A 19,587-nucleotide genomic window follows, 5' to 3' on the forward strand; every position below is an offset into this window, starting at 1 on the left:
CAATCGAGAAAAATCCTGTAGGAATTGTGATGAATCATCCGCACCCCGAATTCAGCCTGTCTACCAATGCAGCAACAGTGCAGCATACCCTTGACACCCTGCCCTTTACGCATCATTTTGCCGACCTGGGCAGCGCCTTTTATACCCAGGTGCAGCCCGAACCACTGCCCGCCCCTTACACCGTGGGCTATAGTGCCGAAGTCGCCGCCATGCTGGGCTTGACAGCCAGTGAGCTGGATTCACCCGCCTTTGCCGAAACCTTCATCGGCAACCAACTCACCCCACACATGCAGCCACTTGCTGCCGTGTATTCGGGGCATCAATTTGGCATGTGGGCAGGACAATTGGGCGATGGTCGGGCGCTATTGTTGGGTGCGGCGCATCCTGCTCAGCATCTGCCGCCACTGGAAATCCAGCTCAAAGGCGCTGGTGCCACACCTTACTCACGCATGGGGGATGGCCGCGCCGTGTTGCGCTCCAGTATCAGGGAGTTTTTATGTTCCGAAGCCATGGCCGGACTGGGCATTCCCACCACCCGGGCGCTTTCAGTGATCGGCTCGGATGCGTCAATTCGCCGTGAAACCATCGAAACCGCTGCCGTGGTCGCCCGCGTGGCCCCCAGCTTTGTGCGCTTTGGCTCGTTTGAGCATTGTTACTACGGCAAAAAATACGACAATCTGCGTGCCCTGGCCGATTACATCATCGCCCGCTTTTATCCGCAATGTCTGACCACACCGCAACCCTATTTGGCCATGCTGCAGGAAGTGGGTCTGCGTACTGCACACCTCATGGCGCAATGGCAGGCGGTGGGCTTTTGTCATGGCGTGATGAACACCGACAACATGTCCATCCTCGGCCTCACCCTCGACTATGGCCCCTTTGGTTTCATGGAAGCCTACAACTCGGAACACATCTGCAACCACAGCGATGAATTTGGCCGTTATGCCTACAATATGCAGCCCATGATCGGTCAATGGAACCTCAAATGTCTCGGCCAGACTTTTGTACCGCTGATCGAAGACGCCGAGACCATCAAGGACGTGCTGAACAGTTACAAAGACCAGTTTGAAGCCGAGTACCTGCGCCTGTTCCGTGCCAAACTGGGTATCACCGCCCAAGGCAGCAATGACGCGCAAGACAACGAATTCATCAAACAAACGCTGCGCTTCATGCAGGCAAATTCAGCCGACTTTACCCAGTTTTTCCGCAAGCTCGGCGACTTTGATTACACCAGCCCCGCCCCGCAAACCCAACGTGACGACTTCATCGACCGCGCCGCCTTTGATGCCTGGGCCGAGGCCTATCGCACCCGCCTGCAAAACGAAAGTGTCGAACATCACACCCAGCGCCGTACTGCCATGAACGCCGTCAACCCCAAATACGTACTGCGCAACTACCTCGCCGAAGTCGCGATACGGCAGGCCAAACAAAAAGACTTTTCCGAAGTCGCCAAACTGCTTGAAATCCTGCGCCATCCCTTTGATGAGCAACCCGAAAACAATGCCTACGCCGCCCTCCCGCCCGACTGGGCCGGCAGCCTGGAAGTGAGCTGCTCGTCTTGAAGAAAATTAATTAGAATTAATTAGGGTCAGAGTCAAATTAATTTTAAAATGGCAGACACGTTCAGTACCGAATCACCTGATTACGTTGTCAATAAGCAACCTTGCAAAAAGGTCCATGGCAACAGCAATCACTTATTGAGTCTTTTTAATCAGTTCAAAGATCTTCAAGCCATTTCAGCAAATCCCGAACATCACACACTCAAATCACCAGACAATGGTAAAACCATCTTGTGCCGGTATCGGCGCTGCGATTCAAACTCATGCAACAAGCAATTTTTATCGAGCCAGAACATTGCCATTTTGAATGCTCATGCCCATCATTAAACACAATCTGTCATCGCGTGCCCGACGCGTTTTGCAAGCCATACTTTACGAAGGTTTAGCCATTTCAGCCGTGGTACCCGCAGTGGCTTATTTGTTTGATCATCCGCTTGACTCGACCATCGTGCTGTCGGTGATCATGTCCACCATTGCCTTGATCTGGAATTACATTTTCAATGCGCTCTTTGAACGCTGGGAGTCCAGGCAAGTCAGCAAAGATCGCACATTGACCCGCCGCTTGACGCATGGCATTGGCTTTGAAGGCGGTCTGGCACTGATCCTCATCCCGTTCATGGCGGTTTGGCTCAAGGTATCGCTCTTGGATGCCCTGGTAGCCGACCTTGCCATCGTCGCCTTCTTTTTTGTCTATACGATGAGTTTCACCTGGGCTTTTGACAAGGTCTTTGGATTGCCGGAGTCGGTGAGTCAGTGAAAAATAACGGATGCTGAGAGCGATACCGCTTTTGCAAGGGCAGTTATATCGATTTGCAAAGCAGACATCTGATCAATGAGTGGATGCGAACGCGCTGTAATCAGCTCCAACATTGCCACATTTCACCCCTCGGTAAACGCAAACAAGTCCGGCTCGTTGGTGCGATATATTCGCAGCCAGGTCAGGGTTGCAGGAATCAGCGCGCGGGAGGCAAACCAGAGTGCGGTGCCTTCGGCTTCGGGGCCTTGATCGAGTTGGCGGGCAAGTACGCCCCAGCCTTCCCAGTCGAGCTCGGGCAAGCGGGTACGGGTGGCTTCGGGCAAGCTGTTGATGGCTTTGGCCATGGCCGCAGTGAGGCGCCGCACTTCCTGACGTGTCAGGCGCGAGCGCAGGAATTCGTCTTCTTCAATGGTTTCGGTGAGCGTAAGTACACCCATGCCGGATTCTTCGATGATATTGAGTAATGCGCTGTTTAACATGATGACCTCCACGCGGCATCATGCAAGGACTCTGCCTGCCATCATTTGCCGCGCTCGACCAATTTGCTCAAGTGAACAGGTGCCATTTGCCTGGTTCTCAAGCCATCGCATCCATTACAGCCGAGCCATGCCATTGAGTAGCTTGTCATCGTTATTTGTCCTGTTTGTGAGCTTTGTTGTTCATACCGATTTACCGATCGGAATCAAAATCAGGCCAATCATCATGCCAGCGACCGGTCGCCAGTCTATCGGCGATTTATTGGCGACTTTATTGGTCAACCTATATCGGCCTGTTTGAGGCTATTCGTCAGTCAAGCTTCTGGCAACATCTGCTGCAGCCATTGCCGAGATTGACATCTCGCTCTGCGCCCGTTGGGTCTGCATGACCTGATGCGCAAAACACAAATCAGCCCAGCTTTTGGCCTTGTCGGGCAGGTTGCGCAATAAGTAAGCGGGATGATAGGTGACGATGACGGGCACGGGTCGCCCCGGATTCATCGGTTCGACAAGACCACGATCACCGTAGGAAAGTGGTTGGACATAGGTTTGATGCACCTTGCCACGCAAAGCGGAGATGGGTTCGCTGGTCTTGAGCACGGCCTGAGCAGCAAAGCGGCCCAGCAAAATGATGACCTTGGGCTGTACCAGTGCAATCTGGCGCAACAGGTAACGCTCGCAGGCAGCCACCTCGTCCGGTTCGGGATTGCGGTTCCCGGGCGGGCGACACTTGAGCACATTGGCAATAAAAACGCTGTCTTCGGTGCGCCCGTCGCGTGACAGACGAATCGCGCGCAGCATATTGTCGAGCAAGCGTCCGGCCTGCCCCACAAAAGGTTCACCACGCGCATCCTCTTCGGCACCGGGCGCTTCACCAATCAACATCCAGTCGGCATGGTGATAGCCCACGCCCGGCACCGCCTGCTTGCGGGTGCGATGCAGACCACAGGCGGTACAGCCATGAATCTGGGCGTGCAGGCGCAGCCACATGGTGCGCATATCGTAGCGGCTGCCCGCTACGGGCAGTGGTTCTACCAGTTCAATGCTGGGGTCGACCGGAAACGAGGGATCAATATACACTCCCTCACTATTTTCGGAGCCCTTTGAAAAACGCTCTGCTGTACCGTAATTAAAGGTTGATGACTGGGGAGTATCATTATTTTCAACAAAATTCTGACGATTTTCGGCCAGTGCCGATGCCGCATCCAGCTCATTATTTTGCTCACGCAAACGCCACATCGGCCCCAAACCGAGATCTGTCCAAGTTTGGCTGGAACAGCCACGTGGCAAATTGGTTTTACTTGAATCATCCATGAGTGGTACCACTCAGGTTGGAGTCAGCCTGTGGAAAAATCCAGTGGCGCATCACACACGCATCTTCGCGCTTGCCCTTGGCGGCCGGATAATAATGTTTACGAATGCCCAACTCCTGAAAATCAAAACGGCGGTACAGACGCAGCGCAGCCAGATTGGAGGGCCGCACCTCCAGCAGCACACTGGCCACCGGAATGGCCTTGGCCTCATCCAGTACTTTTTGCAGCAGGCGCGCACCCAGCCCCTGGCTTTGCCACTCACGACGAATACTCAGATTGAGCAGATGCACTTCATCAACGACTTGCATAAACACCGCATAACCCACCAGCTGCCCCAGACTTGAAACCATGACCCAAAGGCTATAACCTTCCTTGAGTGAATCGGCAAAATTACCCGCCGTCCACGGAAATTCATAATTGACTTCTTCAATCGCCATGACCTGATGCATATCTTCCGGCGCCAATGGCCGAAAGAAATAATGCAGATCACCTGGCTTGAGTACGGCCACCATTCACATCACCTGCGCGGCCTTTTGCGCCAGGCGCTCGGCGGTGGTCAAGGCGACTTTATTGCGCACATAAAGCGGCTGCGCCTGCGCCGCACTATATCGTTGTCCCGCAGCCCAAAATTGTTGCGCCACCGTTGCCACACCCAATGCATTTGGCCAATCGGCCTGCCCCTCACCACCCAACAATGACAGATTGGATTGTTTGGCGATGACGCTGACTTCATCACCCAGGCGAATCAGTAATTCGGGATAGAGGCTGACACCATTGCCGCAAATCGACAAAGGTTGCTGATCCATCATGGCCAGCAAGGCATTGGCACAGTCGGACGGACTGGCCAAACCTGCTTCCACCAAACAAACGCCTGCTACCCGGGCTTCATAGACCGCCCAATAGACCTCACCCATCCGTGCATCCAGTACAGTAGCAATGCGGCCCGACTGTTGATCCGCACTCATCAAAGGCCGTGCCTGTTCGGCCAGCGATTGCAGCGTTGTGACAGGCAGCACAGGAATGTCCCAAGGATAGGCCAGACCCTGCACTACTGCGCAGACGGTACGTAAGCCGGTAAATGAACCAGGCCCGCAACCAAAGGCAATGGCCTCGCATTGCTGCAGGTTCACCCCCGCCTGAGCCAGCACCTCTCGCACCATCGGCAAAATCCGCTGCGATGAACGTGAGCCCGTCTGTTCCACCCAAAAAACTGGCGACTGTGTACCCAATAGCGCAACCGAACACCATTCGGTTGAAGCTTCGATCGCAAGCAATTTGGGGTCGGTCATGGCAGCCAGATAGAAAAACTTGTATGAAAAAAATACGATTGACAGGTCGCGTGCAACCATTCATGTGCGGCATCAATGCGCTTACATCAAGCCCACGATTTTACTTGAGCATGACGATGCTGCGCAGCTTTAGTTTATACATGAAGTTGTCCATGAATTTGCGCATAAAAAAACCAGAGCCGGTACAAGACCAGACTCTGGTGATGCGTTTCGGGTAAAGCGAACCATCGCCCCCGAAACAGAGCAGCCTGAATAATACGGCCTAAAATTGATTACCACCAAGGCACAAAGAAACCCTAAGAACAACAAAGGACTTGGGCTGCAAGCTTACCGAATTGTTGACAATGACCATTGCAATTGAAAAGCAGTGTGATCTTTGCTGGCTTAGCTTGGTGTCCTTGGTGTCTTAGTGGTAAACGCCTTTCGTCTTGGTAGTAATAAAGCGCCCCAGTGGTTAAACCAGGATGCCTTAACCCGCTATCAGATTTCTTCGTACAGTGGCAATGTCAGGAATTCAGCAAAGGACTCTTGTGTACTCATGGTTTCAAAGATTTCTGCAGCGCGGGCAAATTTGCCTTCTGCGCCCGAAGCGGTGATTTTGCTCAGTTCTTCTGGAATCATGGCACGCACCAGTTCGGCAGTCACTTTACGGCCATCTTCGAGCACACCTTTGGGTGAACGAATCCATTGCCATACCTGTGAACGGCTGATCTCGGCAGTGGCCGCATCTTCCATCAGATTGTGAATCGGTACGCAACCGTTACCGGCCAACCAGGCACCCAGATAGTGGATACCCACGTTGATGTTATTGCGCAAACCGGCTTCGGTGATGGGCGTTTCGGGTTGGAAATCGAGCAGGTTTTTACCTTCAACAACCACGTCATCACGCTGTTTTTCGATCTGGTTAGGTTTGTCGCCCAACACCGCCTTAAATTCGGCCATCGCGGCTTCAACCAAGCCTGGGTGAGCCACCCAACCGCCATCGTAGCCGTCAGTGGCATCACGTTTTTTGTCGTTGATGATGCCTTGCATGGCGATCGCGTTTTTCTCCGGATCGTTTTTGATCGGAATCAGCGCCGACATACCACCGATAGCTGGTGCATTACGCTTGTGACAGGTTTTCAGCAACAGCAAAGCATAGGAGCGCATGAATGGCACGGTCATGGTGATCTTGCTGCGTTCGGCCAGACAGAAGTTTTTGTCGACCTTGAATTTTTTGATGCAGCTGAAGATGTAATCCCAACGACCCGCATTCAAACCTGAGCTGTGCTCGCGCAGTTCATACAAGATTTCATCCATTTCAAAGGCGGCCAAAATGGTTTCAACCAGCACAGTGGCTTTAATGGTGCCTTGTGGCAGACCCACTTCGTTTTGCGCCATGACAAAAATGTCATTCCACAAACGGGCTTCCAGGTGGCTTTCCATTTTTGGCAAATAGAAGAATGGACCAGCGCCACGGGCAATCTGTTCTTTGGCGTTATGGAACAGGAACAGCGCAAAATCAAAAATACCACCGGAGATGCGTTTGCCATCGACCAATACGTGTTTTTCATCCAGATGCCAGCCGCGTGGACGCACGATCAGGGTAGCGATTTTGTCGTTGAGTTTGTAGGTCTTGCCATTTTGCTCCAATGACAATTCACGACGCACCGCTTTTTTCAGATTGATCTGGCCCTGGATCTGGTTAGTCCAGAGTGGCGCGTTGGAATCTTCAAAGTCGGTCATATAGCTGTCAGCGCCGGAGTTGAAGGCGTTGATCACCATTTTGGCCTCAACTGGGCCAGTGATTTCAACACGACGGCACTTCAGTGCTTCAGGAATCGGGGCAATTTTCCAGTCGCCTTCGCGAATGTTTTTGGTGGCTGGCAAAAAATCGGGCAATTCACCAGCGTCCAGACGCTTGGTGCGTTCAACGCGAGCAGCCAGCAATTCCTGGCGACGGCCTTCAAAGGCGCGGGACAGCTTGGCAACCAGTGCCAATGCGTCAGGGGTCAGAATCTCGGCAAATTCCGGGGAAACCGGGGCATTAATCTCCATACCTGCGGGTAATGTCAACATGGTGATGCACTCCTTCATGGGTGAATAGCAATCGTGAAATCAACTGTAAAGCCAGGCGCACGCCGCGCCAACCAGTGCCAGCCACCCTGGGCGGCAGCAAATCACGCAAGGATACGCGTGTTTAGGTTGGTGTGTTGCCATCCGCAGCCATGGTGATGGCATTGATGATGCCGGGGCGAAGTGTTGGATGATCGATCCGAACAGGGATGGTGAAGCTGATGAGCAACAAACTATTAGCGTACTTCCTGCACATTTCCTAGCAACTGAACCGCTATTTTACCTACGCATTGATGTCAAAAAAAGTGGCTATTTCGACTTTTATTTTTTACTTTTATGCACATAATACAGCCCTACTCTGCGACAACTTATTCCTTATTGATAGTGGAACGCAACGATGGATCATTTCAAACAGATCGAAACCTTTGTCGCCGTGGTGGCGCGCAGCAGTTTATCGGCCGCCGCCGTGGCCGAAGGTGTCGCGCCCGCCATCATTGGCCGCCGCCTCGATGCCCTGGAAGCTCGGCTGGGCGTGAAATTATTGATTCGCACTACCCGCAAAATCAGCCTGACCTTTGAAGGCAGCGCCTTTCTGGAGGATTGCCAGCGGATTTTGACCGACCTGCACAACGCCGAAACCGCCGTGGCCGCTGGCAGCATTCGCGCCAGTGGTCATTTGCGCATTACCGCTCCGGCCGGTTTTGGACGGGTGCACGTCGCCCCGCTGGTACCCGACTTTTTGGCCAAACACCCCGAAGTGAGTCTCTCGCTCGACTTGTCCGACCGGCTGGTTGACCTCGTCAATGAAGGCTATGACTGTGCCGTGCGGATTGGCGACCTGCCCGATTCGTCACTGGTTTCCCTCAAACTTGCCGAAAACCGCCGTGTCTGTGTGGCCGCCCCGCTCTATCTCGCCCAACATGGCGTGCCACAGATTCCGCAAGATCTGGAACAACATCACTGCCTGGCCTTTGCTGGCCAAAGCAACGCCCAGCGCGGTTGGGTCTTTACCCGCGAACCCGGCAGCCGCGACACCCTCACCCTCAAACTTGGCGGCCGCATGGACTGCAGCGACGGTGCTGTGCTGCACGCCTGGTGCCTCGCCGGTGGCGGCATTGCCTGGCGCTCCATGTGGGAAGTCGGCAGCGAACTCGCCAACGGCCAACTCGTCGAAGTCCTCGCCAACTACGCCGCCCCCGAAAACGGTATCTACGCCATCTTCGCCCAACGCCAACACCTGCCCTTACGCCTGCGACTCTTCATCGACATGCTCAAAGCCACCTATGGCAAAGCAGATTATTGGCAAACAACGGGGTGGAATGTGGGATGAGAGGGGTTAAATGGCTAGAAAGAGACTACTTAAAGCATACCCATATGGAGTACTGGTTGTTTTATGGGGTATTAGGTGCGTATTTATTGGGTTGTTTTAAATACCCCCAACCACTATTTAATAAGACTGTTCCCAATCGTCCAGCATCCACCGCTCTTTGCAGCATCGAGCGGGCAATCAGACGATGAACTGGTTTGACGGCCACCCTATACAACTGCCCCAGGATGTTATGGATTTGAACCGCGGTGGAAACCGTCAGCGTAGCAATGCCTTGCGACGAAGCTCGATAGACCGAGATACGAAAGTTGAGGTGTTTGTCGTCATCAATTTCATCGACAGTGATGGTGCGTACAGTAAACAAACCCAACTGCTGCCCTATCCTGAAGTTGGCGGGCCGACCGGAGTGAGCGATTTGCGTGAGTTCATCATTCATCATATGCTGTAAACCCAGGGTATTGGCCACTTTGCCACGCAACTGCATCAAACCCCATCGACCCAGCCTGGCGCATGGGCAAATACCGCCATATAGGCATCTTGCACTGTCATTTCACTGTTAGACAGACGCGCCTGGTAAGCATCACAAAAATTCACCACGGGTAAGGTACTCAGCAAACTGCAAGCAGCAGGAACAGGAACGGCTTGAACCAGTGACATGACGAAACCTTTTTAAACGTCTAATAAAACAGCAAATTGAATGCGCACATCCACAATGCGAGCAACACAACATTACTGACGGCAAAGGCAGCAAAACGATGCATGACGTGGTTATACGTAAGGTAGATCAGACTATGGACAACCCGCAAACCCACATAAGCCCAGGCCAAATAGAAGGCCAGGTCGGATGGGCTACTGCCAATATGAAGCATGAGGCACACCACATAAAACAACAGCGGCAGCTCCAGCAGATTGACGTAATTGCGATTGGCAATCAAGGCTCGCATTGGCACTTTGTCCGACTCGCCACAAATAAAGTCTTCAGGCTGCAAGCGACTGGTAAAGCGCGTGATAGCAAGCCACAACAAGGCCAGGGCAGTCCAGCCCGCGAGTGCAAAGATGGGGTAGAGGATGGTAGTGGGATGCATCAGATTATCTAAAAAACCACATAATTCAATATTTAAATTTCAATCAATGGCTTTTTACTCGCCCTGCCTGCTTTGTCAAACCCTTCTTCAAATCTTCGGCAATCTTATCCTGTTCTTTTTGCTCAGCCAAATACAGCGCGGTGACGCCATCGCTATTGACCAGACCGACATCGGCACCGCCTTCAATGAGTTCCTGCACGGTAGTCCGAAAGCCGTAGAGCGTAGCCATCATCAACGGTGTGGTGTTATTGGGTGAGAGTGCGTTGGGATCGGCTTCGTGTTTGAGAAGATAGCGCACTACCTCGGATTGTCCATTGGCAGTGGCATAGTGCAACGGCGTCCAGCCGGGTTTGTTGATTTGCGCACCGGCCTTGATCATGGCTTGCACCAGTGGCAGATCACCTTTGAGGCAGGCCATCATGAGCGGGGTTTCGCCGATGACATTTTTGAGATTGATATCGGTATTGGGGTCTTTGAGCAAACGCGTAACCACAGCGGCCGACTCGGCACGAATCGCCAAATAGAGACCTGGATTGCCCTTGTCATTGAGGGTATTGGGATCAAAGCCGCGAGCCAGGAGTTTGTCGACAGTGGCCGCGTCATTAAACTCCACGGCGCTGAAAAACTGTGCAAACGATGAAGCAGCATAAGCGGGCAAGCCAATGAGACAGGCTGATAAACCAGCCGCCATCCCTACCTTTAACAGGACGCGTCGTGCCATATTGAATGGCTTGACAACGACCGCTGGATTGAATGATTCAATCTTGAATGATTCATTCACATCGGTGAATGAAGTCGGTTTAATCGTTGTCATTTTTTTATCGAAAATTTATTTAGAATTTAAATATCATCAGCCAAGCTGGCTGGCAGGAAACAGCCGGATGAAATTATTGGTGGTGGCCTGCGCCAAGGTTGTCAGCGGCTCTCCGCGCAAGTCGGCCAAAAATTCACCAACATGACGTACCCAGGCAGGCTCGTTGGTTTTGCCGCGATGCGGGATTGGTGCGAGATACGGCGCGTCGGTTTCAATCAGCAATCGGTCAAGCGGGATTTCCTTGGCAACCGCCTGCAGGTCTTTGGCACTTTTGAAGGTGACGATGCCCGACATGGAAATATAAAAATTCATCGCCAAGGCTGCCTGCGCCACGGCCAGGCTTTCGGTAAAGCAATGCATCACGCCACCAATCTGATCAGCGCCCTCTTCCTGCATGATCTTGAGTGTGTCTTCAGATGCATTGCGGGTATGGATGATGAGTGGCTTGCCCGACACACGCGCGGCCCGAATATGCACGCGAAAACGCTCACGCTGCCAGTCCATATCGGCCACCGTTTTATCACCCAGCCGGTAATAGTCGAGACCGGTTTCGCCAATCGCAATCACCTTCGGATGCTTAGCCAGCTCGACCAGTTGCGCCACGCTGGGTTCGGTGACGTCTTCATAATCGGGATGCACACCCACCGATGCAAAGATGTTGTCGTGCGCTTCGGCCATGGCCAGCACCCGCGGAAAATTTTCAAGATTGACCGAAATGCACATGGCGTGCGAAACGTCATTGGCCTGCATATTGGCGAGAATAGCGGCGTTGCGCTCGGCCAGTTCGGGAAAATCGATGTGACAGTGGGAATCAATAAACATGCGGATTACTCTTTAAAACCGAACCACAAAAACAAAAACCAAGGCACCTTGGACTGCTACATTGAATAAAGCGCGCAAGCCCGTGCTGTGCAAGGTGCGAAGTGCTTAGGGTATCAAGTTTTTGCACACGGCGCTTGGCTACGTTCGGCAGCTGGCGTCACCTTTTGTTTACGACAGCAGCCATCAACTATGGGACGGACCATTGCCTGGCACTGGCGAAGCGGCCAGGATTGTAGCCGACACGTCGACTGCCGGTTGCACCATCATGCTGCTTAACAGACGCAATTGCTCCTGCTGCAGGCTGATCAATTCCTGCCACTGCTTTTCACGCAGCAGATCCAGTTTTTCATGCAGCGCCATGATCTCCAGCTCGGCCTTGAGGTTGACTTCGTAATCATGCTGCGCGGTAAGCCGGTCTTTTTGCGCCTGCCGGTTTTGCGACATGAGGATCAGCGGTGCCTGCACCGATGCCAGCATCGACAAAAACAGGTTGAGCAGAATGTAGGGGTAAGGATCAAACGCCTGATTGCTGCGCGCCAGCACCAGCGAGTTGAGCACCACCCAGGCCACCAGCACCGCGGCAAACGACATGATGAACGACCACGAGCCACCAAAACTGGCCACCTTGTCGGCCAACCGTTGTCCGAACGTAAGCTGTTCGTTGTAATCCTCTTCTATATTGCGCGAGATCTGGGTGTGCTCGGCCAGATGCTGGGTGACGAGCTGGCGTTGCGCATCCAATTCGTCAAAATGTTCGCCAAACAGTTTTTGCGATAGCTCGTGGATAGACAGATGTGGGATGTTCATAAGTTCTGAAAAAAATGGCAATGCCTGCATGCTAACGCATCAGCCTGACCAGTTTGACAGGAATTCACAAAATTTATACTCCAATACAGTATAAAAAAAGAATCAATAAATACGCACCTGATACCTATAAAAAAAGCAGATACTCCATAAAATGAAGTATCTGCCGACCTTTTAAGCAGATCCGGCACCACCCGAATCTACCCCCAACTTGCCATTACGGCACTAGCTCTTCCTCTTTAGGGAGTGGAAGTCGTTTTACGAGACTGCTCCAGACGGGCACGCTCGGTATCTTCGCGAATATGGCGCATCGCAAAGCGGAAAATAAAAACCATCATATAAATTGCCACGGCAATCACCACCAGACTCATCAGGCCATAGTCGGTGGTCAAGAAATCCTGTAAAGCTTTCATGCTTGCCTCTCCTGTTGTTGGTTGATCTGCAGTCATGGTAGGCCGATGGCCTAGCGTGAATATGATCTGAATCAACAAAGAGGGCTCAGGGTTTTCACCTGCATCAAGCTTAGTGGCAATGAGAAATATGTATCAGGAAATCGCGCTCAACACTGTGTTTTGGCGCATTCAGTCGCGTCATGTGTGGCGGTACGTTGTGGTGTAAAGCGACGGCTTTCACCATGACGCAGCACAAAAAACTGCTCACTGTTCATACCGGCTTTTGCCAGTGCCGCCGCCAAATCACGGGGTGGCTGATCCAGCGGTTCGTCAGACAAGGCAAACGTGCCCCAATGGACGCCCACTGCCTGTCTGGCATGAATGTCCTGCATGACCTGCACCGCTTGCGCTGGAGTGACGTGTTGCGCATGCATAAACCATTCGGGCTCATAGGCGCCAATGGCAATCGCGGCCAGATCAAAACTGCCAAACCTGTTGCCGATATCCTGGGTATCCTTGGAGTAACCCAAATCCCCCGAAAACCAGAAGCGAAAACTCGGATGTAGCACCGCCCAACCACCCCAGAGCGATTCATTGCGATCAATCACCTCGCGGCTGGACCAATGTTGAACTGCGGTAAAGCCAATGGTGAGCGAATCAAACTGGGTCTGGTCATCCCAGTCCATTTCCTTGACTTGCGCGCCTGGCACATTGTCGGCAAACCAGCTCGCCAAGCCCAGTGGCACAAAAAATTGCGGGCCACCACCAGCCTGCTTCTGCAAAGCCTGTACCGAAGGCAAGTCAAGATGATCGTAATGATTATGAGAAATGAAGACCGCATCAATATGCGGCAATTGCGCCAGTGCAACACCCGGTGGCTGCCAGCGCCTGGGACCAATGAAAGAAACGGGTGATGAGCGCTCGGAAAAAATTGGATCAAACAATAAACGCTTGCCCGCCACCTGGTACAACACCGTGGCATGACCAATCCAGGTGAGCGCAATGGGCGCGGATGCTGACACAGTGTGTTGTACTGCTTGCAGTTCATCAGCTTGCACCGTTGGTATCTCAGCAGCAGGACTATTCAGCAAGGCCAGGTCTGGCGCTACCGGGCTTAAATCAAGCTCCGGCGGCGGTAACTTCTTGCCCAGCCGGTCCCACTGCCAACGCCAGAAACCGTCTCCCTGATAATCATGCGGGTAACGATTTTGAAAGCCCTCACGCGTGTGATGCGGTTTGGCAGGATCGTAATAACGGCTGACTGCGGCACAGGCAGTCAGCACCACTACGGCCAGGGTAAAGCTCAGTTTTCTCATAAGGCTTGCAGACGCACTTCTTTCAGTTTGGACTCAATCGGCTTGCCCTTGCGAGCACGCTTGCCCACATAGGCTTCCAACCCCACGCCACCCAGTTCAACCTGCTGTGGTTTGGCTCCACGCCCAATGCCATCCAGCAGCAGCTTGCCCGTCAATGGACAAATATCCTGCAAGACTTCACCCGCTTCCAGATCCATCATGATCACACCTCGACCACCTGCACCCAGAGTTTTAAGCTCATCAATACCAAACACCAGCAAGCGACCATTGGCCGAGAAGCAGGCAATCCGCTTAGCCTCACCAATCACGCGCGGCATGAGCAGGGTTTCGCCTGCCTCAATGGTGATGAACTGCTTGCCCGCTTTGATACGGCTGGTCATATCGCTCACTTTGGCAGCAAAACCATAGCCACCAGTATTGGCCAAAAGCAGCACTTGGTCAGCCGCACCCGCAAAACAATGGCCAATCTTGCCGCCCGATGGCAGATCAATCAGCGTTGCGACAGGCACGCCATCACCCCGCGCTCCAGGTAAATTGGCGACCGGTACGCTATAAATTTTGCCGCTGTTCTGCTCACTCGCGCCAAAGGCCAAAAGCGTGTCGACAGTGCGACATTCAAAGGTTGCCTGCAAGGCATCACCGGCCTTGAAGGTGAACTGGGCGGCATCATGACCATGCCCCTGGCGCGCCCGTATCCAGCCCTTTTGCGAGAGGATGACGGTCACCGGTTCATCGATGATCTTCACTTCAACGACGGCTTTTTTCTCTTCCTGAATCAAGGTACGACGTGGGTCTTTTTCAAGCGAACCATACTGCTTGGCATCCGCTTCGATTTCCTTGATAATCAGTTTTTGCATGGCCTTGGCATTGGCCAGCAACTCTTCCAGCCCGGCTTTTTCCAGGCGTAAATCCTTCAGCTCCTGCTCCAGTTTGAAACCTTCCAGACGCGCCAGCTGACGTAAGCGAATTTCCAGAATATCCTCAGCCTGCCGGTCACTCAGATTGAAGGCTGCCATCAAGGCCTGCTTGGGATCATCGGATTCTCGAATAATGCGGATCACTTCATCAATATGCAAGAAGACGATCATCCGCCCTTCCAGAATATGAATCCGGTCATCCACTTTGCCGAGTCGATGACGCGTCCGGCGCGTCACCGTCACACGACGGAACTCAATCCATTCAGCAATTATTTCTTTGAGATTTTTCTGGCAAGGCCGGCCATCAATACCAATCATCACCAGATTGATTGAAGCACTCGATTCCAGTGAGGTATGCGCCAACAAGGTGTGGATAAATTCCTGCTGATCAATCCGTGAACTCTTGGGTTCAAACACCAGCCGCACGGGCGCATCTTTGCCCGACTCGTCACGCACGGTATCCAGCAGACCCAAAATGGTTTGCTTGAGCTGTAACTGATCAGCCGAGAGCGATTTTTTGCCCAGCTTGATCTTGGGGTTGGTCAACTCCTCAATTTCTTCGAGCACTTTTTGGGAAGAACAATTGGGCGGCAGTTCAGTGACAATCAACTGCCACTGACCACGCGCCATATCTTCAATTTTCCAACGCGCGCGTACCTTGAGGCTGCCACGACCCGACTCATAGGTTTCCAAAATATCTTTAGCTGGCGTGATGATCTGACCACCCCCTGGAAAATCAGGACCCGGCACATAGGCCAGCAAATCAGCCACGGTTAGTTCTGGCGTTTTGATGAGTGCCACCGCTGCTGCCGCGACCTCACGCAAATTATGGGGCGGAATTTCGGTTGCCAAGCCCACGGCAATGCCAGAGGCGCCATTCAAGAGCACCATTGGCAAACGTGCGGGCAAGAGCTTGGGTTCCTCGGTGGAGCCATCGTAATTGGGCTGAAAATCGACCGTACCCTGATCAATTTCGTCCAGCAGGAGTTTGGCTATGGGCGTCAGACGTGCTTCGGTATACCGCATGGCAGCCGCGCCATCGCCATCCCGTGAGCCAAAGTTGCCTTGCCCGTCAATCAGCGGGTAGCGCAGCGAAAAATTCTGCGCCATCCGCACCAGCGCATCATAAACACTCTGATCACCGTGGGGATGCAGCTTACCCAATACATCACCCACCACAGCAGCAGATTTACGCGGTTTGGCAGTATCGCCCAACCCCATCTCATTCATGGCGTACAAAATACGGCGCTGCACCGGTTTTTGGCCATCACAGACGTCAGGCAGTGCCCTGCCTTTGACGACAGAAATGGCGTAATCGAGATAAGCGCGTTCGGCGTAATCGCCCAAAGTCAGGGTTTCACCCTGCTGATCAGGCTGTTCAAAAAGTGTGTTTTGGCTATTCATGCTTAAAATTTGGTGAAATGCCGGTAAAAAAGCGAGTTAAAACAGTTTTACTGTGCTTTTTTATCACGGCCTTTCAAGGAAACATCAGGATAATAGGGTTGTCTGAAAATCATTGTGCGATGCATTTTAATGGCTTAAGCGCCAATGTCTTTTTTTCGTCATTCTTAAAACGGTTATGTCATTGAACTCCACTGTACCTGCTGAGCTGCAACCCATTTTTAAAAATCTGGCTGCCAAGGCGCTTGAACTCAAGCAGTTTGACCTGAAAACTGCGCTTTGTTCAGCGACTGCGACACAACGTGTGGCCGACTTTTCACTGGCAGCCGCCGGTATTCATATCGATTACTCAAAAAACCTGCTCGATCAGCCGACCCTTGATCTGCTGCTCGAATGGTTGCGCTTGAGTGGCCTCGCAGAAAAACGGCAAGCCATGTTTTCTGGCGCCAGGATCAACCATACCGAGCAGCGCAGTGTACTGCATATCGCCTTGCGCGCTCCGGCTGACAGCACAATTCTGGTTGATGGTAAAAATGTCATGCCTGAGGTCAGCGCAGTACTGGAACATATGTATGCCTTTGCAGAAAAAGTTCGCAATGGCGAATGGCTGGGCAGCACCGGCAAACGCATCACCCATATTGTAAACATTGGCATTGGCGGCTCCGACCTTGGTCCTGCCATGGCTTCGCAGGCCTTACATGCTTACCAGCATCCTGAGTTGCAAGTGCATTTTGTTTCCAACGTGGACGGTGCCGATCTCTATGAAACACTGCAATTACTGCCCGTTGAGCAAACGCTGTTTGTGATTTGCTCCAAGACATTCAAAACGCTTGAAACCATGACCAATGCGCATATCGCCCGCAACTGGGCCATGCGTGAACTGGGCGATGCCAATAAGCTGAAACAGCATTTTGTGGCCGTTTCCACCAATCAGCAGGCGGTGACAGATTTTGGGATTGATCCCAACAATATGTTCCCGTTTTGGGATTGGGTTGGTGGTCGTTATTCGGTATGGTCAGCAGTTGGTTTATCTTTGTTGCTGCAGATTGGCAAAGACCATTTTGCGCAGTTCCTGGCCGGTGCCCATGCGATGGATCAACATTTTCTGACAGCACCACTCAAGGCCAATGCACCTTGTTTGCTGGCAGTGATTGGCGCCTGGTATAACAACTTCATGAATGCTCAGGCACTCAATATCGCACCTTATGCGCATGGCCTGCGTCGCTTTGCCGCCTATTTGCAGCAACTCGACATGGAAAGTAATGGCAAACAAATTCAGGCTGACGGTACGCCTGTCGGCATGGCCACTTCACCCATCATTTGGGGTGAGGCTGGCACCAATGGCCAGCATGCCTACTTTCAGTGCCTGCATCAAGGCACCCACCTTATTCCCATTGACTTCATTGCCGCACTCAAGCCTTCTTACCCACTCCTTGATTCGCATCAGAAATTACTGGCCAATTGTTTTGCACAAAGCAAGGCACTGGCTTTTGGTAAAACTCACGCGGAAGTCATGAAAGAGTTGCGCATGCAGGGCATGCCTGAAGAACAGGCACTTGAGCTGGCACCGCATAAATGCTTCCCGGGTAATCGGCCATCAACAACATTACTTTTGGATCAGCTTGACCCTTACCACTTGGGTGCATTGATTGCCCTTTATGAGCACAAGGTGTTTGTGCAAGGCGTGTTGTGGAATCTGAATTCCTTTGACCAATGGGGTGTTGAACTGGGCAAAGTATTGGCGGTGGAAATTGAACAAGCATTCCATCAGGATCAACCAGATAATCTGGATGCTTCTACTGCGCAGATGGTCAAACTCTATCAACGAGCCTCCCAAGCCAGCTAGCTTGATCAGCTGGCTCTCTCAACTCTCAATTGTGTCTCGACATTGAGAACATCCTGCTCGATTTGTCCAGCATGAATTGTGATTACTCGCTGGCATTGCTTGGCCACCGCAGGATCATGCGTCACCAAGATAAGCGTCGCACCAGACTGGCGGTTGAGCGCCAACATGAGCGACATAATACGTGCACCAGTAGCCGGATCCAGGCTGCCAGTTGGCTCGTCAGCCAACAATAATTTAGGTCGACAGATAAAGGCGCGTGCCAGTGCAACACGCTGCTGCTCACCACCTGACAGTGATGACGGATATTGATTCAAGCGCTCGCCAAGCCCCACCTCTTGCAACATCCGGATTGCTCGCCCACGGGCATCATCAAAATCCTGCTTTAATTCCAGCGGCAGCAATACATTTTCCAAAGCAGTCAGATGAGGTAATAATTGAAACGACTGAAAGACAAAGCCAATCTGTTCGGCACGAAATAAAGCGCGCGCATCTTCGTTCATACCAAAAAGTTGCTGTTGATTGATACTGACTGAGCCAGAGGTGGGAACATCCAGCCCAGCCAGTAATCCTAGCAAGGTTGATTTACCTGAACCAGAAACACCAACCAGCGCCACAGTTTGTCCCTGCTCGACCTTAAACGATATATTCTTCAAGATGACCAGATCACCTGAAGAATCCGTCACCACTTTATTAAGACCTATTACCTCAATCATGAAAACCACTCTGAAAAGATTGTTTGATCAATTTGCCAAACATACCATCTTAAGGCTGAGCAAGGTTGGCAAAAGTTCCACACGATATATCAGTTTAGTCAGAGTCGGAGTATGTGCACTGCTATTGAGTCTATCAAGCGTTGTCACAGCCAAGCCCGATATCATTTTGGTACTGGGTGACAGTCTGTCAGCTGAATATGGTTTACAACGCAACACTGGTTGGGTAGAAAAGATGCGGCAAGCCTTGAATCAATCACGCCCCGGCACACAGATTATCAACGCCAGTATCAGCGGTGATACCACATCAGGTGGTTTGACACGCCTACCTGCTCTGCTGCAACAGCATCAACCAAGCTGGGTCATTTTAGAGTTAGGTGCCAATGATGGGCTACGCGGTTTTTCTATCGTAAACATTGAGCAGAATCTTGATCGACTGATACAGACCAGCCTGCAAAACAAAGCCAAAGTATTGGTGATAGGAATGCGGATTCCCCCCAATTATGGGCAGACTTATAGTGAACAGTTTTTTCAGTTATTTAAGACCGCCGCACAGCGTCATAAAGCTGCTTATGTAAGTTTTTTGCTAGAAGGAGTAATCGACCATCCTGACTGGTTTCAGCAGGATCATATTCATCCGACCGAACAAGCTCAGGAAACCATCATGAAGAATGTGTATAACGTCTGGCTCAAGCAAAAATAAT

At 52.1% G+C, this 19,587-nt stretch carries 21 protein-coding genes; 6 read left to right on the forward strand and 15 right to left on the reverse strand.

The window, feature by feature from the left end; translation table 11 throughout:
• Positions 1-29 precede the first annotated feature (29 nt).
• Both ACMYR3_RS11905 and ACMYR3_RS11910 read left to right on the forward strand, forming a co-directional pair.
• Positions 30-1,562 carry a protein adenylyltransferase SelO gene (locus ACMYR3_RS11905; RefSeq protein WP_424192163.1) on the forward strand — a complete coding sequence of 511 codons (1,533 nt, stop codon included), beginning with the start codon at positions 30-32 and terminating at the stop codon, positions 1,560-1,562.
• A gap of 310 nt (positions 1,563-1,872) precedes the next feature.
• Positions 1,873-2,316: a PACE efflux transporter gene (locus ACMYR3_RS11910; protein WP_424192164.1), complete on the forward strand. Its 444-nt coding sequence runs from the start codon at positions 1,873-1,875 to the stop codon at positions 2,314-2,316.
• A 122-nt stretch (positions 2,317-2,438) separates the two neighbouring features.
• Here the strand turns inward: ACMYR3_RS11910 and ACMYR3_RS11915 are convergent, their stop codons facing one another.
• Positions 2,439-2,795 (reverse strand): hypothetical protein, encoded by a 357-nt coding sequence (locus ACMYR3_RS11915; RefSeq protein WP_424192165.1) that lies wholly within the window; start codon positions 2,793-2,795, stop codon positions 2,439-2,441.
• Here ACMYR3_RS11915 and ACMYR3_RS11920 point away from each other — a divergent pair.
• Positions 2,794-3,093, forward strand: coding sequence for a hypothetical protein (locus ACMYR3_RS11920; RefSeq protein ID WP_424192166.1), 300 nt, complete (start codon positions 2,794-2,796; stop codon positions 3,091-3,093). The genes ACMYR3_RS11915 and ACMYR3_RS11920 overlap by 2 nt on opposite strands.
• A gap of 2 nt (positions 3,094-3,095) precedes the next feature.
• Here the strand turns inward: ACMYR3_RS11920 and ACMYR3_RS11925 are convergent, their stop codons facing one another.
• From ACMYR3_RS11925 to aceB, 4 genes are all read right to left on the reverse strand, one after another.
• Positions 3,096-4,106 carry a uracil-DNA glycosylase gene (locus ACMYR3_RS11925; protein WP_424192167.1) on the reverse strand — a complete coding sequence of 337 codons (1,011 nt, stop codon included), beginning with the start codon at positions 4,104-4,106 and terminating at the stop codon, positions 3,096-3,098.
• Entirely contained in the window at positions 4,099-4,617 is a 519-nt protein-coding gene (gene rimI / locus ACMYR3_RS11930; protein WP_424192168.1) for a ribosomal protein S18-alanine N-acetyltransferase, read from the reverse strand. Before rimI ends, ACMYR3_RS11925 begins: the two co-directional genes overlap by 8 nt.
• Positions 4,618-5,454, reverse strand: a complete 837-nt coding sequence (gene tsaB, locus ACMYR3_RS11935) for a tRNA (adenosine(37)-N6)-threonylcarbamoyltransferase complex dimerization subunit type 1 TsaB (protein ID WP_424192169.1) — start codon at positions 5,452-5,454, stop codon at positions 4,618-4,620.
• 420 nt (positions 5,455-5,874) lie between these two features.
• Positions 5,875-7,452, reverse strand: coding sequence for a malate synthase A (aceB, locus tag ACMYR3_RS11940; protein WP_424192170.1), 1,578 nt, complete (start codon positions 7,450-7,452; stop codon positions 5,875-5,877).
• A 394-nt stretch (positions 7,453-7,846) separates the two neighbouring features.
• Here aceB and ACMYR3_RS11945 point away from each other — a divergent pair, with 394 nt between their 5' ends.
• Positions 7,847-8,779 (forward strand): LysR family transcriptional regulator, encoded by a 933-nt coding sequence (locus ACMYR3_RS11945; RefSeq protein WP_424192171.1) that lies wholly within the window; start codon positions 7,847-7,849, stop codon positions 8,777-8,779.
• Positions 8,780-8,840: 61 nt separating this feature from the next.
• On the opposite strand, the gene ACMYR3_RS11950 is transcribed toward ACMYR3_RS11945, so the two are convergent.
• The 9 genes from ACMYR3_RS11950 to parC form a co-directional block, all read right to left on the reverse strand.
• Complete coding sequence (locus tag ACMYR3_RS11950) at positions 8,841-9,260, reverse strand: DUF2867 domain-containing protein (RefSeq protein WP_424192172.1); 420 nt, start codon at positions 9,258-9,260, stop codon at positions 8,841-8,843.
• A complete protein-coding gene (locus ACMYR3_RS11955) occupies positions 9,260-9,433 on the reverse strand; it encodes a hypothetical protein (RefSeq protein ID WP_424192173.1) in 174 nt (57 codons plus the stop codon). The genes ACMYR3_RS11950 and ACMYR3_RS11955 overlap by 1 nt, the downstream gene beginning before the upstream one ends.
• 20 nt (positions 9,434-9,453) lie before the next feature.
• The gene (locus ACMYR3_RS11960) at positions 9,454-9,861 is read right to left on the reverse strand and encodes an MAPEG family protein (RefSeq protein ID WP_424192174.1); all 408 of its coding nucleotides are present in this window, start codon (positions 9,859-9,861) and stop codon (positions 9,454-9,456) included.
• Positions 9,862-9,904: 43 nt separating this feature from the next.
• The gene (locus ACMYR3_RS11965) at positions 9,905-10,675 is read right to left on the reverse strand and encodes an ankyrin repeat domain-containing protein (RefSeq protein WP_424192175.1); all 771 of its coding nucleotides are present in this window, start codon (positions 10,673-10,675) and stop codon (positions 9,905-9,907) included.
• 36 nt (positions 10,676-10,711) lie between these two features.
• Positions 10,712-11,497 (reverse strand): TatD family hydrolase, encoded by a 786-nt coding sequence (locus ACMYR3_RS11970; RefSeq protein ID WP_424192176.1) that lies wholly within the window; start codon positions 11,495-11,497, stop codon positions 10,712-10,714.
• A 183-nt stretch (positions 11,498-11,680) separates the two neighbouring features.
• A complete protein-coding gene (locus tag ACMYR3_RS11975; protein ID WP_424192177.1) occupies positions 11,681-12,304 on the reverse strand; it encodes a DUF1003 domain-containing protein in 624 nt (207 codons plus the stop codon).
• Between the two features lie 236 nt (positions 12,305-12,540).
• Positions 12,541-12,714 carry a DUF3149 domain-containing protein gene (locus tag ACMYR3_RS11980; protein ID WP_424192178.1) on the reverse strand — a complete coding sequence of 58 codons (174 nt, stop codon included), beginning with the start codon at positions 12,712-12,714 and terminating at the stop codon, positions 12,541-12,543.
• A gap of 146 nt (positions 12,715-12,860) precedes the next feature.
• Complete coding sequence (locus ACMYR3_RS11985; RefSeq protein ID WP_424192179.1) at positions 12,861-14,009, reverse strand: MBL fold metallo-hydrolase; 1,149 nt, start codon at positions 14,007-14,009, stop codon at positions 12,861-12,863.
• The gene (gene parC / locus ACMYR3_RS11990) at positions 14,006-16,330 is read right to left on the reverse strand and encodes a DNA topoisomerase IV subunit A (RefSeq protein ID WP_424192180.1); all 2,325 of its coding nucleotides are present in this window, start codon (positions 16,328-16,330) and stop codon (positions 14,006-14,008) included. Before parC ends, ACMYR3_RS11985 begins: the two co-directional genes overlap by 4 nt.
• Before the next feature lie 175 nt (positions 16,331-16,505).
• Between parC and pgi the strand changes: the two genes are divergently transcribed.
• A complete protein-coding gene (pgi, locus tag ACMYR3_RS11995) occupies positions 16,506-18,173 on the forward strand; it encodes a glucose-6-phosphate isomerase (RefSeq protein ID WP_424192181.1) in 1,668 nt (555 codons plus the stop codon).
• A 5-nt stretch (positions 18,174-18,178) separates the two neighbouring features.
• Here the strand turns inward: pgi and ACMYR3_RS12000 are convergent, their stop codons facing one another.
• Positions 18,179-18,886 carry an ABC transporter ATP-binding protein gene (locus ACMYR3_RS12000; protein WP_424192182.1) on the reverse strand — a complete coding sequence of 236 codons (708 nt, stop codon included), beginning with the start codon at positions 18,884-18,886 and terminating at the stop codon, positions 18,179-18,181.
• 124 nt (positions 18,887-19,010) lie between these two features.
• Here ACMYR3_RS12000 and ACMYR3_RS12005 point away from each other — a divergent pair, with 124 nt between their 5' ends.
• Positions 19,011-19,586 (forward strand): arylesterase, encoded by a 576-nt coding sequence (locus tag ACMYR3_RS12005; RefSeq protein ID WP_424192183.1) that lies wholly within the window; start codon positions 19,011-19,013, stop codon positions 19,584-19,586.
• Position 19,587 lies beyond the last annotated feature (1 nt).

This window comes from Ampullimonas aquatilis (genome assembly GCF_049675895.1).
GTDB lineage: Bacteria > Pseudomonadota > Gammaproteobacteria > Burkholderiales > Burkholderiaceae_D > Ampullimonas > Ampullimonas aquatilis.

What these genes read in the sequence shown, in the direction of transcription:
- pgi (WP_424192181.1), top strand. Translation starts at nt 16,506, where the DNA reads ATGTCATTGAACTCCACTGTACCTGCTGAGCTGCAACCCATTTTTAAA.
- ACMYR3_RS11920 (WP_424192166.1), top strand. Translation starts at nt 2,794, where the DNA reads ATGATGACCTCCACGCGGCATCATGCAAGGACTCTGCCTGCCATCATT.
- ACMYR3_RS11960 (WP_424192174.1), bottom strand. Translation starts at nt 9,861, where the DNA reads ATGCATCCCACTACCATCCTCTACCCCATCTTTGCACTCGCGGGCTGG.
- rimI (WP_424192168.1), bottom strand. Translation starts at nt 4,617, where the DNA reads ATGGTGGCCGTACTCAAGCCAGGTGATCTGCATTATTTCTTTCGGCCA.
- ACMYR3_RS12000 (WP_424192182.1), bottom strand. Translation starts at nt 18,886, where the DNA reads ATGATTGAGGTAATAGGTCTTAATAAAGTGGTGACGGATTCTTCAGGT.
- ACMYR3_RS11955 (WP_424192173.1), bottom strand. Translation starts at nt 9,433, where the DNA reads ATGTCACTGGTTCAAGCCGTTCCTGTTCCTGCTGCTTGCAGTTTGCTG.
- ACMYR3_RS11910 (WP_424192164.1), top strand. Translation starts at nt 1,873, where the DNA reads ATGCCCATCATTAAACACAATCTGTCATCGCGTGCCCGACGCGTTTTG.
- ACMYR3_RS11975 (WP_424192177.1), bottom strand. Translation starts at nt 12,304, where the DNA reads ATGAACATCCCACATCTGTCTATCCACGAGCTATCGCAAAAACTGTTT.
- ACMYR3_RS11925 (WP_424192167.1), bottom strand. Translation starts at nt 4,106, where the DNA reads ATGGATGATTCAAGTAAAACCAATTTGCCACGTGGCTGTTCCAGCCAA.
- ACMYR3_RS11970 (WP_424192176.1), bottom strand. Translation starts at nt 11,497, where the DNA reads ATGTTTATTGATTCCCACTGTCACATCGATTTTCCCGAACTGGCCGAG.
- ACMYR3_RS11950 (WP_424192172.1), bottom strand. Translation starts at nt 9,260, where the DNA reads ATGCAGTTGCGTGGCAAAGTGGCCAATACCCTGGGTTTACAGCATATG.
- tsaB (WP_424192169.1), bottom strand. Translation starts at nt 5,454, where the DNA reads ATGGTTGCACGCGACCTGTCAATCGTATTTTTTTCATACAAGTTTTTC.
- ACMYR3_RS11965 (WP_424192175.1), bottom strand. Translation starts at nt 10,675, where the DNA reads ATGACAACGATTAAACCGACTTCATTCACCGATGTGAATGAATCATTC.
- ACMYR3_RS11905 (WP_424192163.1), top strand. Translation starts at nt 30, where the DNA reads ATGAATCATCCGCACCCCGAATTCAGCCTGTCTACCAATGCAGCAACA.
- ACMYR3_RS11985 (WP_424192179.1), bottom strand. Translation starts at nt 14,009, where the DNA reads ATGAGAAAACTGAGCTTTACCCTGGCCGTAGTGGTGCTGACTGCCTGT.
- ACMYR3_RS11945 (WP_424192171.1), top strand. Translation starts at nt 7,847, where the DNA reads ATGGATCATTTCAAACAGATCGAAACCTTTGTCGCCGTGGTGGCGCGC.
- aceB (WP_424192170.1), bottom strand. Translation starts at nt 7,452, where the DNA reads ATGTTGACATTACCCGCAGGTATGGAGATTAATGCCCCGGTTTCCCCG.
- ACMYR3_RS11915 (WP_424192165.1), bottom strand. Translation starts at nt 2,795, where the DNA reads ATGTTAAACAGCGCATTACTCAATATCATCGAAGAATCCGGCATGGGT.
- parC (WP_424192180.1), bottom strand. Translation starts at nt 16,330, where the DNA reads ATGAATAGCCAAAACACACTTTTTGAACAGCCTGATCAGCAGGGTGAA.
- ACMYR3_RS11980 (WP_424192178.1), bottom strand. Translation starts at nt 12,714, where the DNA reads ATGAAAGCTTTACAGGATTTCTTGACCACCGACTATGGCCTGATGAGT.